Source organism: Limnobacter sp. CACIAM 66H1, assembly GCF_001601825.1.
GTDB lineage: Bacteria > Pseudomonadota > Gammaproteobacteria > Burkholderiales > Burkholderiaceae_B > Limnobacter.
Genome location: NZ_LUJK01000064.1, coordinates 1 through 15,228, shown reverse-complemented (window position 1 = coordinate 15,228; position 15,228 = coordinate 1). Strand labels below are relative to the sequence as shown.

Below are 15,228 nucleotides of genomic sequence, written 5' to 3'. Positions count from 1 at the left end.
GCAAATACCTCTTCAGTTCTTTAATTTCAATTATTTGGCACGGGCGCTGATAACAGCATCCGCAACGTTTTTCGGGGCTTCACTGTAGTGCTTGAATTCCATTGTGTAAGTCGCGCGGCCCTGTGTCAGAGAGCGCAACGTTGTGGAATAACCAAACATTTCAGCCAAAGGAACTTCCGCTTTGATCGCTTTGCCACCGCCTGGAATGTCGTCCATACCCTGAACAACACCACGGCGAGACGACAGGTCACCCATGACCGTACCAGCATAGTCTTCTGGAGACTCTACTTCGACAGCCATCATTGGCTCGAGCAGCACAGGGCTTGCGCGGCGCATACCTTCCTTGAAACCCATAGAAGCAGCGATCTTGAACGCTGTTTCGTTGGAGTCAACGTCGTGGTACGAACCAAAGTGCAAAGCGACTTTCACGTCAACTACCGGGTAGCCAGCCAATACGCCATTGCTCAAGGATTCTTCAATACCTTTTTGCACCGCAGGAATGTATTCACGGGGAACCACACCACCTTTGATTTCGTCGAGGAATTCAAAACCCTTGCCGGCTTCATTGGGCTCAACGCGGAGTACCACGTGACCATACTGACCACGACCACCTGACTGACGTACAAATTTGCCTTCAACTTCCTTGACGGTGTTACGGATGGTTTCGCGATAGGCCACCTGTGGTTTACCCACGTTGGCTTCTACCCCGAACTCACGCTTCATGCGGTCTACGATAATCTCGAGGTGCAATTCACCCATACCGGCAATAATTGTCTGACCGGACTCTTCGTCAGTGCGAACGCGGAAAGACGGATCTTCTGCTGCCAGACGACCCAAGGCGATGCCCATTTTTTCCTGGTCAGTCTTCGTCTTTGGTTCTACAGCCTGAGCAATCACAGGCTCGGGGAACACCATGCGCTCCAGCGTAATAATCGCTGAGGGATCACATAACGTTTCACCGGTAGTCACTTCCTTCAAACCCACGCAAGCGGCGATGTCGCCGGCGCGAATCTCTTCAACTTCCTGACGGTTATTGGCGTGCATTTGAACGATACGACCAATACGCTCTTTCTTGCCACGAACAGGGTTGTAAACTGAATCACCCTTGTTCAGAACTCCAGAGTACACACGCACGAATGTGAGCTGACCAACGAACGGGTCGGTCATCAGCTTGAATGCCAAGGCAGACAGCTTTTCCTCGTCACTTGCATGACGGACCACATCCTTCTCGTCCTCGTCAGTACCCGCTACTGGAGGGATATCAACAGGGGAAGGCAAAAAGTCAATCACAGCGTCCAACATGCGCTGAACGCCCTTGTTCTTAAAGGCTGTACCGCACAACATGGGTTGAATTTCGGTAGAGATGGTGCGCGTGCGCAGACCAAGCTTGATCTCAGCCTCAGACAACTCACCTTCTTCAAGATACTTGTTCATAAGATCTTCAGAGGCTTCGGCAGCTGCCTCAACCATTTGCTCACGCCACTTGTCAGCTTCAGCCTGCAGTTCAGCGGGGATCTCACGGTAGTCAAACTTCATACCCTGTGACGCTTCATCCCAATAGATGGCCTTCATCTTGATCAGATCAACAACACCGACAAATTTTTCTTCGGCGCCGATGGGAATCACGATAGGCACAGGATTGGCTCGCAAGCGAGTCTTCATCTGGTCAACAACTTTGAAGAAGTTGGCACCGGTACGGTCCATCTTGTTTACAAATGCCAAACGGGGCACTTTGTACTTGTTGGCTTGACGCCATACTGTTTCGGACTGAGGCTGAACGCCACCCACCGCACAGTAGACCATGCAAGCACCATCCAATACACGCATGGAACGCTCAACTTCAATCGTGAAGTCTACGTGTCCGGGTGTATCAATGATATTGAAACGGTGTTCTGGGTAGGAATTGTCCATACCCTTCCAGAAACAGGTAGTGGCAGCAGAGGTGATGGTAATACCACGCTCTTGCTCCTGCTCCATCCAGTCCATGGTGGCCGCGCCATCATGCACTTCACCAATTTTGTGACTAACGCCCGTGTAAAACAGGATACGTTCAGTCGTTGTGGTTTTCCCCGCATCAATGTGCGCAGAAATACCAATGTTGCGATATCGCTCAATGGGCGTCTTACGAGCCATTTGCTACTCCAGTTAAATTTAGAATCGGAAATGCGAGAAGGCCTTGTTGGCTTCAGCCATACGGTGAACTTCATCACGCTTCTTCATCGCACCACCGCGACCTTCAGCCGCCTCTAGCAGCTCACCTGCCAGGCGAAGGTCCATGGACTTTTCACTACGCTTCTTGGCTGCTTCACGCACCCAACGCATGGCCAGAGCCAGACGACGTGAGGGACGAACTTCCACCGGAACTTGGTAGTTCGCACCACCGACGCGGCGAGACTTCACTTCAACAACAGGCTTTACGTTGTTGATCGCGGCGTTAAACACCTCGAGTGGGTCTTTACCAGCTTTCGTTGAGATGCTGTCAAAAGCACCGTAAATAATGCGTTCTGCAACAGCTTTTTTGCCAGACAACATGATGACGTTCATGAATTTGGCTACTTCTGTGCTTTGAAACTTTGGATCTGGCAGCACTTCTCTGCGCTGCACTTCGCGACGACGTGGCATCTTGACTATTCCTTTATCTTCAGCGTGGGCAATCCCACTTATGCATCTGCTTACTCGACACACCAAACGTGTGCCGCACGGAATGCGGTTTTAAATTGGCTAATTAGCCCTTGGCAGCTTTTGGACGCTTCGAACCATACTTGGAACGAGCCTGCTTGCGGTCCTTAACGCCTTGCAAGTCAAGTGAACCACGCACGATGTGATAGCGCACACCAGGCAAGTCTTTCACACGACCGCCGCGGATCAACACCACGGAGTGTTCCTGCAAGTTGTGGCCTTCACCACCAATGTAGGAAATCACTTCAAAGCCGTTGGTCAGGCGAACTTTGGCTACTTTACGCAGCGCAGAGTTTGGTTTTTTTGGAGTTGTGGTGTAAACACGAGTGCACACGCCACGCTTTTGAGGGCAATCCTCGAGCGCGGGGCTTTTGCTCTTCATGGTCACACTGGTGCGTGGTTTACGCACTAGCTGATTAATGGTTGGCATAGTTCCAGTTCCGGTTAAAAAAAACAAAAGGGCTACGGGCGTGCCCGCAGCCAATTTAGCCCGCGATTGTATTCCAAAACACAAGCGCGGGTCAATGATTTAGGTGATGTTTTACCATCACCTTTTATATTTCCGTCAACCACTTAGGCTTCGTCAGAACCCTCAGAGGCTGGAATATTGAACAAGGCCTCAGCCTGCGCACGAGGATCATGTTCGGCTTCCATCAGACGCAACTCTTCTGCTTCGCGTCCTTCCTTGTCCTTGCGGGCCTTGTGGAAAGCCATACCCGTACCTGCCGGGATCAAACGACCCACGATCACGTTTTCTTTCAAACCACGCAATTCATCGCGCTTGCCCATGATTGCGGCTTCGGTCAATACGCGGGTTGTTTCCTGGAAGGAAGCAGCTGAAATAAACGAGTCGGTTGAAAGTGACGCTTTCGTAATACCCAACAAGATGTTTTGGTAAGTTGCCTCACGCTTGTTCTCGTTGCGCATTTTGTCGTTCGCATCCAACAGTTCAGAGCGCTCGATTTGTTCGCCAGGGATGAAACCAGTCTCGCCAGGGTCATCCACGATCACGCGGCGCAACATTTGACGAACAATCACTTCAATGTGTTTGTCGTTGATCTTCACGCCCTGCAAGCGGTAAACATCTTGAACCTCATCCACAATGTAGCGTGCCAGCGCTTCTATTCCCAACAGACGCAAAATGTCGTGCGGATCAGCCGGACCATCCACAATGGACTCGCCCTTGTTAACGACTTGGCCATCATGCACCAGCACGTGCTTGTCCTTGGGGATCAAGAACTCGTGAGAAACACCATCCAGGTCGGTAATCACCAGACGCTGCTTGCCCTTGGTGTCTTTACCAAAGGAAACCGTGCCGGTGACTTCGGCCAACATACCTGCATCCTTGGGTGAACGTGCTTCGAACAATTCGGCCACACGGGGCAAACCACCAGTAATGTCACGGGTTTTCTGGCTTTCCTGAGGAATACGCGCCAACACCTCACCCACTGAGACATCCTGATTGTCACGCACTGTAATGAGCGCTCCGACCGGGAAGCTGATATTTACCGAGTGATCGGAACCAGCAATTTTCACCTCATTGCCTTGCGGGTCAATCAACTTAACCTGCGGGCGCTCACCCTTGCTACCGGCAGTTCGACGCTTCGCATCAATAACCACCAAAGTTGACAGGCCTGTGACGTCGTCGATCTGCTTGGCCACAGTTGCACCCTCTTCGATATTCTCGAAGCGAATCTTGCCTGCGTATTCAGTCACAATCGGGCGGGTCAAGGGATCCCAGGTAGCGAGCATCGCACCAGCCTTCACCTGATTGCCGTCGAGGACAGCCAGTGTGGCGCCGTAGGGCACCTTGTGGCGCTCACGCTCACGTCCAAAATCATCAGTAATCAAGACTTCCCCCGAGCGGGAAATCACAATTTGCTCGCCCTTGCCGTTGGTCACATAGCGCATGGTGGCAGTGAAACGGATTACGCCATTTGACTTGGCCTCAATGCTCGAGACAACCGCCGCGCGGGAAGCTGCACCACCAATGTGGAAAGTGCGCATGGTCAACTGTGTGCCTGGCTCACCAATCGATTGCGCAGCAATCACGCCGACTGCCTCACCGTTATTGACAAGGTAGCCACGACCCAGGTCGCGCCCATAGCATTTTGCACACAGACCATAACGTGTTTCGCAAGACAACGGCGTGCGAACACGAACTTCGTCGATTCCCAAATGATCAATTAACTCTACCGCATCTTCGTCAAGCAGCTTGCCCACTTCAAACACGGTTTCCTGAGTTTCAGGATTAACCACATCAGCCACAACCACTCGACCCAGTATACGGTCGCGCAAGGCTTCGATCACCTCACCACCTTCAACCAAAGCCTTCATGGCCACGCCGTTGGAAGTACCGCAGTCGTCTTCGACCACGACCAAGTCTTGAGTGACGTCGACAAGACGACGCGTCAAATAACCGGAGTTAGCAGTTTTCAACGCTGTATCAGCCAAGCCTTTACGCGCACCGTGTGTTGAAATGAAGTACTGCAACACGTTGAGACCTTCGCGGAAGTTCGCGATGATCGGTGTTTCAATAATGGAGCCATCGGGCTTCGCCATCAAACCACGCATACCCGCCAACTGACGAATCTGCGCAGCAGAACCGCGAGCACCAGAGTCAGCCATCATGTAAATCGCGTTAAAAGACTCTTGGCGAACTTCGTTACCGTTGCGATCAACGACTGGCTCGGTTGCCAACTGTTCCATCATGGCCTTGCCCACTTGGTCACCAGCACGGCCCCAAATGTCCACAACCTTGTTGTAACGCTCGCCTTGAGTTACCAAGCCTGACGTGTATTGGGCCTGAATTTCTTTCACCTCTGCCTCTGCAGCGGCGATGATGACTTGCTTCTGGGCTGGAACAACCATGTCGCCCATCGCAATAGAAATGCCGCCACGGGTCGCCATACGGAAACCAAACTGCATCAGTTTGTCAGCAAAAATCACTGTTTCGCGCAGGCCACAACGACGGAAAGACGCGTTAATCAGGCGAGAAATCTCTTTCTTCTTCAAAGGACGATCGATGAAAGAGAAAGGCAGGCCCGGAGGCAGAATTTCCGACAACAAGGCACGACCTACGGTCGTTTCGTAACGCGTGCGCTTGGATGTTTTTTCTCCGGTTTCCTTGTTCACATCATATTCAGTGATACGAACAGTGACGCGAGTGGCCAGTTCAACTTCTTTGTTGTCATAGGCGCGGTTTACTTCACCGACGTCGGAGAACATGATGCCCTCGTTCTTGCCGTTGACTTTGTCTCGGGTCGTGTAATACAGACCCAACACGATGTCTTGCGAAGGAACGATAGAGGGATCACCGTTGGCCGGGAACAATACGTTGTTGGAGGCCAGCATCAGGGTACGCGCTTCGATCTGGGCTTCCAGAGACAAAGGCACGTGAACCGCCATTTGGTCACCGTCAAAGTCAGCGTTGAACGCCGCACAGACCAATGGGTGCAATTGAATGGCCTTGCCTTCAATCAACACAGGCTCGAAAGCCTGAATGCCCAAACGGTGCAGCGTTGGTGCACGGTTCAGCATCACCGGATGCTCGCGAATCACTTCTTCCAGAATGTCCCAAACGATGGGCTCTTGGTTTTCAACAAATTTTTTGGCTTGCTTGATGGTAGTTGCAATACCCATCACTTCCAAACGATTGAAAATGAAAGGCTTGAACAATTCGAGCGCCATGAGTTTGGGCAAACCACACTGGTGCAGTTTTAGCTGTGGACCCACCACGATCACGGAACGACCAGAGTAGTCCACGCGCTTGCCAAGCAAGTTTTGACGGAAACGACCGCCCTTGCCCTTGATCATGTCAGCCAGCGACTTCAATGGGCGCTTGTTGGCACCAGTCATCGCCTTACCGCGACGACCGTTGTCGAGCAGCGAATCAACAGCTTCCTGTAACATGCGCTTTTCGTTGCGCACGATGATATCCGGTGCGTTCAATTCGAGCAGACGCTTCAGACGGTTGTTGCGGTTGATCACGCGGCGATACAAATCATTCAAATCAGATGTCGCAAAGCGACCGCCATCCAGAGGAACCAATGGACGCAGCTCTGGTGGCAGCACGGGCAGTACTTCCAGAATCATCCACTCAGGTTTGATACCTGATTTCTGGAAACCTTCCAGCACTTTCAGGCGCTTGGCGATTTTCTTGATTTTCGCTTCAGAATTGGTGGTACCCAACTCATCACGCAATGTAGTAACCTCGCGGTCAATATCGATGGACTTCAGCAGTTCCTTGATGCCTTCAGCACCCATGAACGCCACGAAGTCATCGCCATACTCTTCCTGTTTGGCGAGGTAATCTTCCTCTGTCAACAACTGGCCACGCTTCAACGGTGTCATGCCAGGCTCAACAACGACGAAACCTTCAAAATACAGAACGCGCTCGATGTCCCGCAGAGTCATATCCAACACCATGCCCAGACGGGACGGCAGGGATTTCAAGAACCAGATGTGGGCAACAGGCGAAGCCAAATCAATGTGACCCATGCGCTCGCGACGCACTTTGGCCAGCGTGACTTCAACACCACACTTCTCGCAGATGACACCACGGTGCTTCAGGCGTTTGTACTTGCCGCACAAGCACTCATAATCTTTAATGGGGCCAAAAATCTTGGCACAAAACAAACCATCACGCTCCGGCTTGAAAGTTCGGTAGTTGATGGTTTCTGGCTTCTTGACTTCACCGAAAGACCACGAACGGATTTTGTCGGGCGATGCGATCGCAATCTTGATTGCGTCGAATTGCTCGTCTTGCTGGACCTGTTTAAACAGATCTAATAAAGCTTTCATTTAAATACCTCCGTCGCGACCGATCAATTACGGTCCAGATCAATATCAATACCAAGTGAGCGGATTTCTTTCACGAGTACGTTGAAAGACTCCGGCATACCGGCATCGATCGTGTGATCACCTTTGACCAAATTCTCATACACTTTCGTACGACCATTCACGTCGTCCGACTTCACTGTCAGCATTTCCTGCAACACGTATGATGCGCCATAAGCTTCCAAAGCCCACACTTCCATCTCACCAAAACGTTGACCACCAAACTGGGCTTTACCACCCAATGGTTGCTGTGTCACCAACGAGTAAGGTCCGGTTGAACGGGCGTGCATCTTATCGTCCACCAAGTGGTGCAGTTTCAGCACATGCTTGTAACCGACAGTAACCTTGCGATCGAATGCATCACCGGTGCGACCGTCGTACAAGGTCACCTGGGTTTTCGATTCATTCAAGCCAAGAGCCTGCACGCGTGGGTCCTCGTCGGGGTAAGCCAAGCGAAGCATCTCGAGAATGTCTTCTTCGTTCGCACCGTCAAATACCGGCGTCGCGAAAGGCATACCCTTGGTCAGGTTTTTACCCATGTTGATAATTTCCTGGTCAGTCAGGGAATCGAGGTCAACCGTGGTGCCTGTGCCGTTGTACACCTTGTGCAAGTATTCACGAAGGCGGGCTACCGCATTTTGTTCGCGCAACATTTCATTGATACGATCGCCGATGCCCTTGGCAGCCCAACCCAAGTGGGTTTCCAGAATTTGGCCCACGTTCATACGCGAGGGAACACCCAAGGGGTTCAACACGATGTCCACGGGACGACCATCGGCCATATGCGGCAGATCCTCCACAGGAACGATCTTGGAAACCACACCCTTGTTACCGTGACGACCGGCCATTTTGTCACCGGGCTGCAAGCGACGCTTCACTGCCAGATACACCTTGACCATTTTCAGAACTCCCGGGGGCAGTTCATCACCTTGCGTCAACTTTTTGCGCTTTTCCTCAAAGGCCAGATCAAACTGATGGCGCTTGTCCTCGATTGACTTCTTCAGTGTTTCGAGTTGACCAGCAGCTTCCTCTTCGGCCAGACGAATGTCGAACCAATGGTGATGATCAACTTCTTTCAGGTACTCAGCGGTAATCTTGCTGCCCTTGGCCAACTTGGCGGGTCCACCATTGGCAACTTTACCAATCAAGAAACGCTCAATACGACTGAAGGCGTCAGCCTCAACAATACGCATCTGGTCATTCAAATCGAGGCGATAGCGCTTGAGTTCATCATCAATAATGGACTGCGCACGCTTGTCGCGAACGATGCCTTCGCGGGTAAACACCTGAACGTCGATCACCGTGCCTGTCATGCCAGAAGGCACGCGCAACGACGTGTCTTTCACATCAGATGCTTTCTCACCGAAAATTGCGCGAAGCAGTTTTTCTTCAGGAGTCAACTGGGTTTCGCCTTTTGGCGTGACCTTGCCAACCATCACATCACCAGCCTGAACTTCTGCGCCGATGTACACGATGCCGGATTCATCCAGACGTGACAACTGCGCTTCGGAAAGATTGGAAATGTCGCGGGTAATTTCTTCGGAACCCAACTTGGTGTCGCGGGCAACCACTGACAGTTCTTCAATGTGAATTGAAGTGTAGCGATCCTCGGCAACTACGCGCTCGGAGATCAAAATTGAGTCTTCGAAGTTGTAGCCGTTCCAGGGCATAAACGCGACCAGCATGTTCTGGCCCAAGGCCAATTCACCGAGGTCGGTGGATGCACCGTCAGCGATTACATCACCTTTTGCAATGATGTCACCCTTGTTGACAATCGGACGCTGGTTGATGTTGGTGTTCTGGTTAGAACGTGTGTACTTGGTCAGGTTGTAGATGTCTACGCCCACAGAACCGGGCTCCACCTCGTTGTCATTGACTCGAATCACGATGCGGTTTGCATCCACGTAATCAACAACACCGCCATGATCAGCAACGATCACGGTGCCTGAGTCAACAGCCACAGTGCGTTCAATGCCTGTGCCCGCGAAAGGCTTTTCAGGACGCAGACAAGGAACGGCCTGACGCTGCATGTTTGCACCCATCAAGGCACGGTTCGCATCGTCGTGTTCCAGGAATGGGATGAGAGATGCCGCAACAGAAACAATCTGGCCCGGCGCCACGTCCATCAGCTCAACGCCTGACGGATCCATCAATTCGAATTCACCAGCTACACGACAGGACACCAAATCGCCGACCAGTCGCTTCTTGTCGTCGATCTCCGCGTTCGCCTGAGCGATTACGAAACGGCCTTCTTCAATCGCAGACAGGTAAACGATTTCATCCGACACCACACCGCCTTCCACTTTGCGGTAAGGCGTCTCCAGGAACCCGTACTCGTTCAAACGAGCAAACATCGCCATGGAGTTGATCAAACCGATGTTTGGACCTTCCGGTGTTTCGATCGGGCACACCCGACCGTAGTGAGTGGTGTGTACGTCACGAACCTCAAAGCCAGCGCGCTCACGAGTCAAACCACCAGGACCCAACGCGGATACGCGACGCTTGTGAGTGATTTCAGACAAGGGGTTGGTTTGATCCATGAACTGAGACAGCTGGGATGAACCAAAAAACTCCTTGATTGCTGCGGAGATCGGCTTGGAGTTGATTAGATCGTGGGGCATCAGGTTCTCGGCTTCAGCCTGACCCAAACGCTCTTTCACTGCACGCTCCACACGCACCAGACCGGCCCGGAACTGGTTTTCAGCCAATTCGCCTACGCATCGCACACGACGGTTACCCAGGTGATCGATATCGTCGATTTCGCCATTGCCGTTGCGCAAGTCGACCAGAATCTTGATCACGGCAAGAATATCGTCGTCTTGCAAAACCATCGCGCCTTCCACTTCTGGACGGCCAACACGACGGTTGAATTTCATGCGACCCACACGCGACAAGTCGTAGGAATCTTCACTGTAGAACAGACGGTTGAACAACATTTCAACTGCCTCTTCCGTGGGCGGTTCGCCTGGGCGCATCATGCGATAGATGGCTACACGGGCAGCAGTTTGATCCGCTGTTTCGTCAGTACGCAGGGTTTGAGAAATGTAAGCACCATGATCCAGCTCGTTCGTGAAAATTGTCTCAACAACTTTCACGCCTGCATCACGGATTTTGCCCATGATTTCTTCGGTGATTTCATCGTTGGCGGAGGCTACAACCTCGCCAGTGCTTGCATCTACGATGTTCTTGGCCAATGTTCGGCCGATCAGGAAGTCTTCAGGAACCGAAATCTTCTTCAAGCCAGCAGCTTCGATGTCGCGAATGTGCTTGGCGTTAATACGCTTGTCTTTCTGAACCAGAACCTTGCCCGCTTTGTCCACGATATCAAACTTGGCAACTTCACCTTTCAAACGCGAAGTGACCAGATCCATGGATGCGCCCTCGGATTTGATTTCGAACTGATCGAACTCAAAGAAGGTGGACAAGATCTGCTCATTGTTCATGCCAATGGCTTTGAGCAATATTGTCACCGGCATCTTGCGACGACGGTCTACGCGGAAATACAAGATGTCTTTGGGATCGAATTCGAAATCGAGCCAAGAGCCGCGATAAGGAATGATACGGGCCGAGAACAGCAACTTGCCAGAACTGTGGGTTTTACCACGGTCGTGTTCGAAAAAGACGCCAGGCGAACGATGCAACTGAGACACGATAACGCGTTCAGTGCCGTTGATCACGAATGAACCGTTTTGTGTCATGAGTGGTAATTCACCCATGTACACTTCTTGCTCCTTCACTTCTTTCACAGTGGGCTTGCTGGCTTCACGATCCAGAAGTACCAGGCGCACACGGGCACGCAAAGGTGAGCAGAAAGTCAGGCCACGCTGTTGACATTCTTTGACGTCAAAAGCGGGTTCGCCCAATGCGTACTGTACGAATTCCAAACGAGCGTAACCGTTGTGCGAAACAATTGGAAATACAGACTGAAATGCTGCCTGTAACCCTTGTTCTGCGCGTTTTTCAACGGGAACACCCAATTGAAGAAAGTCAGTGTAAGAGTCAAGTTGAGTGGTGAGAAGATACGGAACATCCAAAACTGGAGGCCGTTTCGCAAAGCTTTTGCGTATGCGTTTTTTCTCGGTGGCAGAGTAAGACATATTTTCTGTCCTGATGTCGAGCGGATTAAGCGATATGCATGTGTTCTACACATGGCTTAACACACTCTAGTTTGTAATCGCTCTTTCAAGCGCAAAAAGCCCGGAGGCAAAAACCCCCGGGCATTTCAAAAACCGACATTACTTAACGTCGACTTTTGCACCAGCTTCTTCAAGTTGCTTCTTGACGTCATCAGCTTCAGCTTTAGAAACGCCTTCCTTAACAGCTTTAGGTGCGCCGTCAACCAGGTCTTTCGCTTCTTTCAGGCCAAGACCTGTCAGAGCACGAACAACCTTAATTACGTTCACTTTGCTTTCGCCAGCTGCGGTCAGAATTACGTCGAATTCTGTCTTCTCTTCTGCGGCGGCAGCACCACCAGCAGCAGGAGCAGCAGCAACTGCAACAGCAGCAGCAGCGGCAGAAACGCCAAACTTCTCTTCCATTTCTTTGATCAGTTCGGACAGTTCGAGTACGGTCATGCCAGCGATGGCGTCGAGGATTTCGGCTTTAGTTGCCATTTGAGTATTCTCCAGTTAAAAGTTTGATTCGGCTATCTTGAAAAAAGTTAAGCAGCTTGCGATTCTTTCTGATCACGAACTGCAGCAACACCGCGAACAAACTTCGTAGGTACTTCGTTAAGCGTACGTACGAATGTCGCGATAGGTGCTTGCATCGTGCCCAGCAATTTCGACAGAAGCTCTTCACGACTAGGCATGGTGGCCAGGGCCTTCACACCGTCCGCACCCATTACCTGACCGGGCAGCGCACCGCCGGTTAGAACGAGTTTGTCGTTAGTCTTCGCAAAATTGACCAACACTTTGGCTGCTGCAACGGGATCAGCACTGATACCGTAAATCAGCGGGCCAGCCATTTTGCTGGACAAACCTTCAAAGGCTGTACCGGCAATGGCTCGCTTTGCCAACGTGTTCTTCAGAACACGCAAATAAACACCTGCTGCACGAGCATCCTTGCGGAGCTGCGTCACACTTTCTACAGACAGACCACGATATTCAGCAACAACCACTGCCTGAGCACTGGCCAATTGACCCGTGATCTCTTCAATGACTGCTGCTTTCTCTTGGCGATTCAATGCCACGGTCTTTCTCCAAAAAGAAGCGCTTATTGCACTGTTTAAAACAGGCGACCGAAATCAAGCTCTGAACATACATTCATTACTTTTACTCGGGACCGCCATCTAGGTTGGATGGTTTTTTAAAAAATCGGACCGAAACTACTAGCCCTCAATTTCCAACGGTCTTTGACAACCTGTAATCCCCGACTAGTCAGGGATCACAGCCCAAAGTTCTTTATTGACCCAATACCGAAGTTTGGTCAATGCGTACACCACCACCCATGGTGCTGGATACGGCAATCTTTCTCAGGTATACACCCTTGGACGATGCTGGCTTGGATTTGTTCAACGCGTCCAGCAAAGCGGACAGATTGGACTTCAACTTTTCAACATCGAAGGAGGCGCGACCGATAGTGCAGTGGATAATACCGGCCTTGTCGGTACGGAACTGCACTTGACCGGCCTTGGCGTTTTTAACCGCTGTAGCCACGTCAGGCGTTACAGTACCAACCTTTGGGTTTGGCATCAGACCACGTGGGCCCAGAATTTGACCCAAAGTGCCCACGATACGCATGGTATCGGGAGAGGCAATCACAACATCGAAGTTCATGTTGCCAGCTTTGACTTCTGCGGCCAGATCATCCATACCTACGATGTCCGCGCCAGCAGCTTTAGCCTCTTCGGCCTTGGCGCCCTGCGCAAATACAGCCACACGAACCGTTTTGCCCGTGCCAGCAGGCAGAACTACCGAGCCACGAACCACTTGATCCGATTTACGTGCATCAACACCCAATTGGATGGCAGCATCAACAGATTCATCAAACTTGGCAGTCGCAGTTTCCTTGATCAGACCCAAGGCTTGATCCACTGGGTATACGGCGTTGCGATCGATTTTTGCGCGCAATGCCTGAGTACGTTTAGACAACTTAGCCATTTATAGACCCTCCACCACGATGCCCATACTGCGAGCAGAGCCAGCGATGGTGCGCACGGCAGCATCCATGTCAGCAGCCGTCAGATCAGGCATTTTTGTTTTTGCGATTTCTTCAGCTTGTTCACGAGTGATCTTGCCAACCTTGTCCAAATGAGGACGTGGTGAACCCTTCGTGATTTTTGCTGCCTTCTTGATCAGCACGGTCGCAGGTGGAGTCTTCATGATGAACGTGAAAGACTTGTCCGCGAAAGCAGTGATCACCACTGGAATTGGCAAACCAGGCTCCATGCCCTGAGTTTGGGCATTGAATGCTTTACAGAATTCCATGATGTTCAAACCACGCTGACCCAATGCAGGGCCAATGGGTGGGGATGGGTTCGCCTTACCAGCCGGTACTTGCAGCTTGATAAAGCCAATAATTTTCTTGGCCATTGAAATTTCTCCGTGAGTTCAAACGCAGCCAGAGGCCGCTCCTCTCATTGCTTGAATAACCGTAAGCCCTGTCAGCAATCAAATACAGGCGGCAGGAAAACCAAATGTCCTCAGATCAAACTTTTTCGACCTGGTGAAAGTCCAACTCAACGGGCGTCGCTCGACCAAAAATGGTGACTGACACACGCAGCTTGCTTTTCTCGTAATTAATTTCTTCAACATTGCCATTGAAGTCTGCGAACGGACCCTCTTTGACCCGAACCATTTCACCCACTTCATACAGCACCTTCGGACGCGGCTTTTCAGCACCCTCTTGCATTTGCTGCATGATTTTGTCAACTTCCTTCTGGGAAATCGGAGTTGGGCGATTGCCAGTGCCACCCACAAAACCGGTGACCTTGGGCGTGTTCTTGACCAAATGCCAAGAATCATCGGTCATTTCCATCTCAACGAGCACGTAACCAGGAAAGAAACGACGCTCGGAAATCGATTTTTGACCACCCTTGATTTCAACCACTTCTTCAGAAGGAACGAGAATTTGGCCAAACAAGTCCGAAAACTCGGAACGGTCAATGCGCTCCTGCAGTGCTCGCTGCACACTCTTCTCAAGTCCTGAGTAGGCGTGCACCACGTACCAGCGTTTTGACATTATATTGTCCACCCTAAAATCAGATCGTAGAACACCCACTCAAGCGTTTTGTCCACCAAAAGAAGATAGATCGACATGATCAAGACAAACACAAAGACCACACCGGTCATTTGCATACCTTCTTTTCGGGTGGGCCAAACAACGCGCTTGGCTTCGTTCACGGAATCTTTGGCGAAGCCCACAAACCGCTTGCCGGTTTGGGAGAGCAGAAAACTACCAATCGCCAGAACAACACCCAACAAGACAACGCCAAGGCGAATGAAGAAATCTTCTGCTGACAAAACCTGGTAAGCCACCGCGCCGCCGATTGCAAAGGCAACCGCCAACACAAGCATCAGCTTGTCCTGCCCTGTAGATACTGTTTGAATGTCGTTTTGTGCCATATTCTTAAAATGTAAGCCGCCGCTGAATCGCTTCAGCGGCGACGGTCCTACCAAATTTGGCAGGGCAAGAGGGAATCGAACCCACAACCTTCGGTTTTGGAGACCGACGCTCTGCCAATTGAGCTATTGCCCTAAAAAACTCGAA

11 protein-coding genes and 1 tRNA gene are annotated in these 15,228 nt (G+C 51.3%); all 12 read right to left on the bottom strand.

Features of this window, described 5'->3' with window-relative positions; translation table 11 throughout:
• Positions 1-30: 30 nt before the first annotated feature.
• The 12 genes from fusA to A0129_RS14185 all read right to left on the bottom strand — a co-directional run bounded on the left by fusA (position 31) and on the right by A0129_RS14185 (position 15,216).
• Positions 31-2,133 carry an elongation factor G gene (fusA, locus tag A0129_RS14240; RefSeq protein WP_291716018.1) on the bottom strand — a complete coding sequence of 701 codons (2,103 nt, stop codon included), beginning with the start codon at positions 2,131-2,133 and terminating at the stop codon, positions 31-33.
• 18 nt (positions 2,134-2,151) lie between these two features.
• Entirely contained in the window at positions 2,152-2,622 is a 471-nt protein-coding gene (gene rpsG / locus A0129_RS14235) for a 30S ribosomal protein S7 (RefSeq protein ID WP_008253357.1), read from the bottom strand.
• A gap of 103 nt (positions 2,623-2,725) precedes the next feature.
• Positions 2,726-3,109, bottom strand: a complete 384-nt coding sequence (gene rpsL / locus A0129_RS14230; protein WP_138517786.1) for a 30S ribosomal protein S12 — start codon at positions 3,107-3,109, stop codon at positions 2,726-2,728.
• Positions 3,110-3,252: 143 nt separating this feature from the next.
• Positions 3,253-7,482 carry a DNA-directed RNA polymerase subunit beta' gene (gene rpoC / locus A0129_RS14225; protein WP_291716016.1) on the bottom strand — a complete coding sequence of 1,410 codons (4,230 nt, stop codon included), beginning with the start codon at positions 7,480-7,482 and terminating at the stop codon, positions 3,253-3,255.
• A gap of 23 nt (positions 7,483-7,505) precedes the next feature.
• On the bottom strand, positions 7,506-11,615 hold the full coding sequence (gene rpoB, locus A0129_RS14220) for a DNA-directed RNA polymerase subunit beta (protein WP_291716014.1): 4,110 nt from the start codon (positions 11,613-11,615) through the stop codon (positions 7,506-7,508).
• 138 nt (positions 11,616-11,753) lie between these two features.
• Positions 11,754-12,131 carry a 50S ribosomal protein L7/L12 gene (gene rplL, locus A0129_RS14215; RefSeq protein WP_105028059.1) on the bottom strand — a complete coding sequence of 126 codons (378 nt, stop codon included), beginning with the start codon at positions 12,129-12,131 and terminating at the stop codon, positions 11,754-11,756.
• Between the two features lie 47 nt (positions 12,132-12,178).
• A complete protein-coding gene (gene rplJ, locus A0129_RS14210) occupies positions 12,179-12,709 on the bottom strand; it encodes a 50S ribosomal protein L10 (protein ID WP_291716011.1) in 531 nt (176 codons plus the stop codon).
• 211 nt (positions 12,710-12,920) lie between these two features.
• Complete coding sequence (gene rplA, locus A0129_RS14205; protein ID WP_291716009.1) at positions 12,921-13,619, bottom strand: 50S ribosomal protein L1; 699 nt, start codon at positions 13,617-13,619, stop codon at positions 12,921-12,923.
• Positions 13,620-14,051 (bottom strand): 50S ribosomal protein L11, encoded by a 432-nt coding sequence (gene rplK / locus A0129_RS14200; RefSeq protein ID WP_105028056.1) that lies wholly within the window; start codon positions 14,049-14,051, stop codon positions 13,620-13,622.
• Between the two features lie 115 nt (positions 14,052-14,166).
• The gene (nusG, locus tag A0129_RS14195) at positions 14,167-14,700 is read right to left on the bottom strand and encodes a transcription termination/antitermination protein NusG (RefSeq protein ID WP_008248014.1); all 534 of its coding nucleotides are present in this window, start codon (positions 14,698-14,700) and stop codon (positions 14,167-14,169) included.
• Positions 14,700-15,083: a preprotein translocase subunit SecE gene (gene secE / locus A0129_RS14190; protein ID WP_291716006.1), complete on the bottom strand. Its 384-nt coding sequence runs from the start codon at positions 15,081-15,083 to the stop codon at positions 14,700-14,702. The genes nusG and secE overlap by 1 nt, the downstream gene beginning before the upstream one ends.
• A 57-nt stretch (positions 15,084-15,140) precedes the next feature.
• Positions 15,141-15,216, bottom strand: a tRNA-Trp gene (locus A0129_RS14185).
• Positions 15,217-15,228 lie beyond the last annotated feature (12 nt).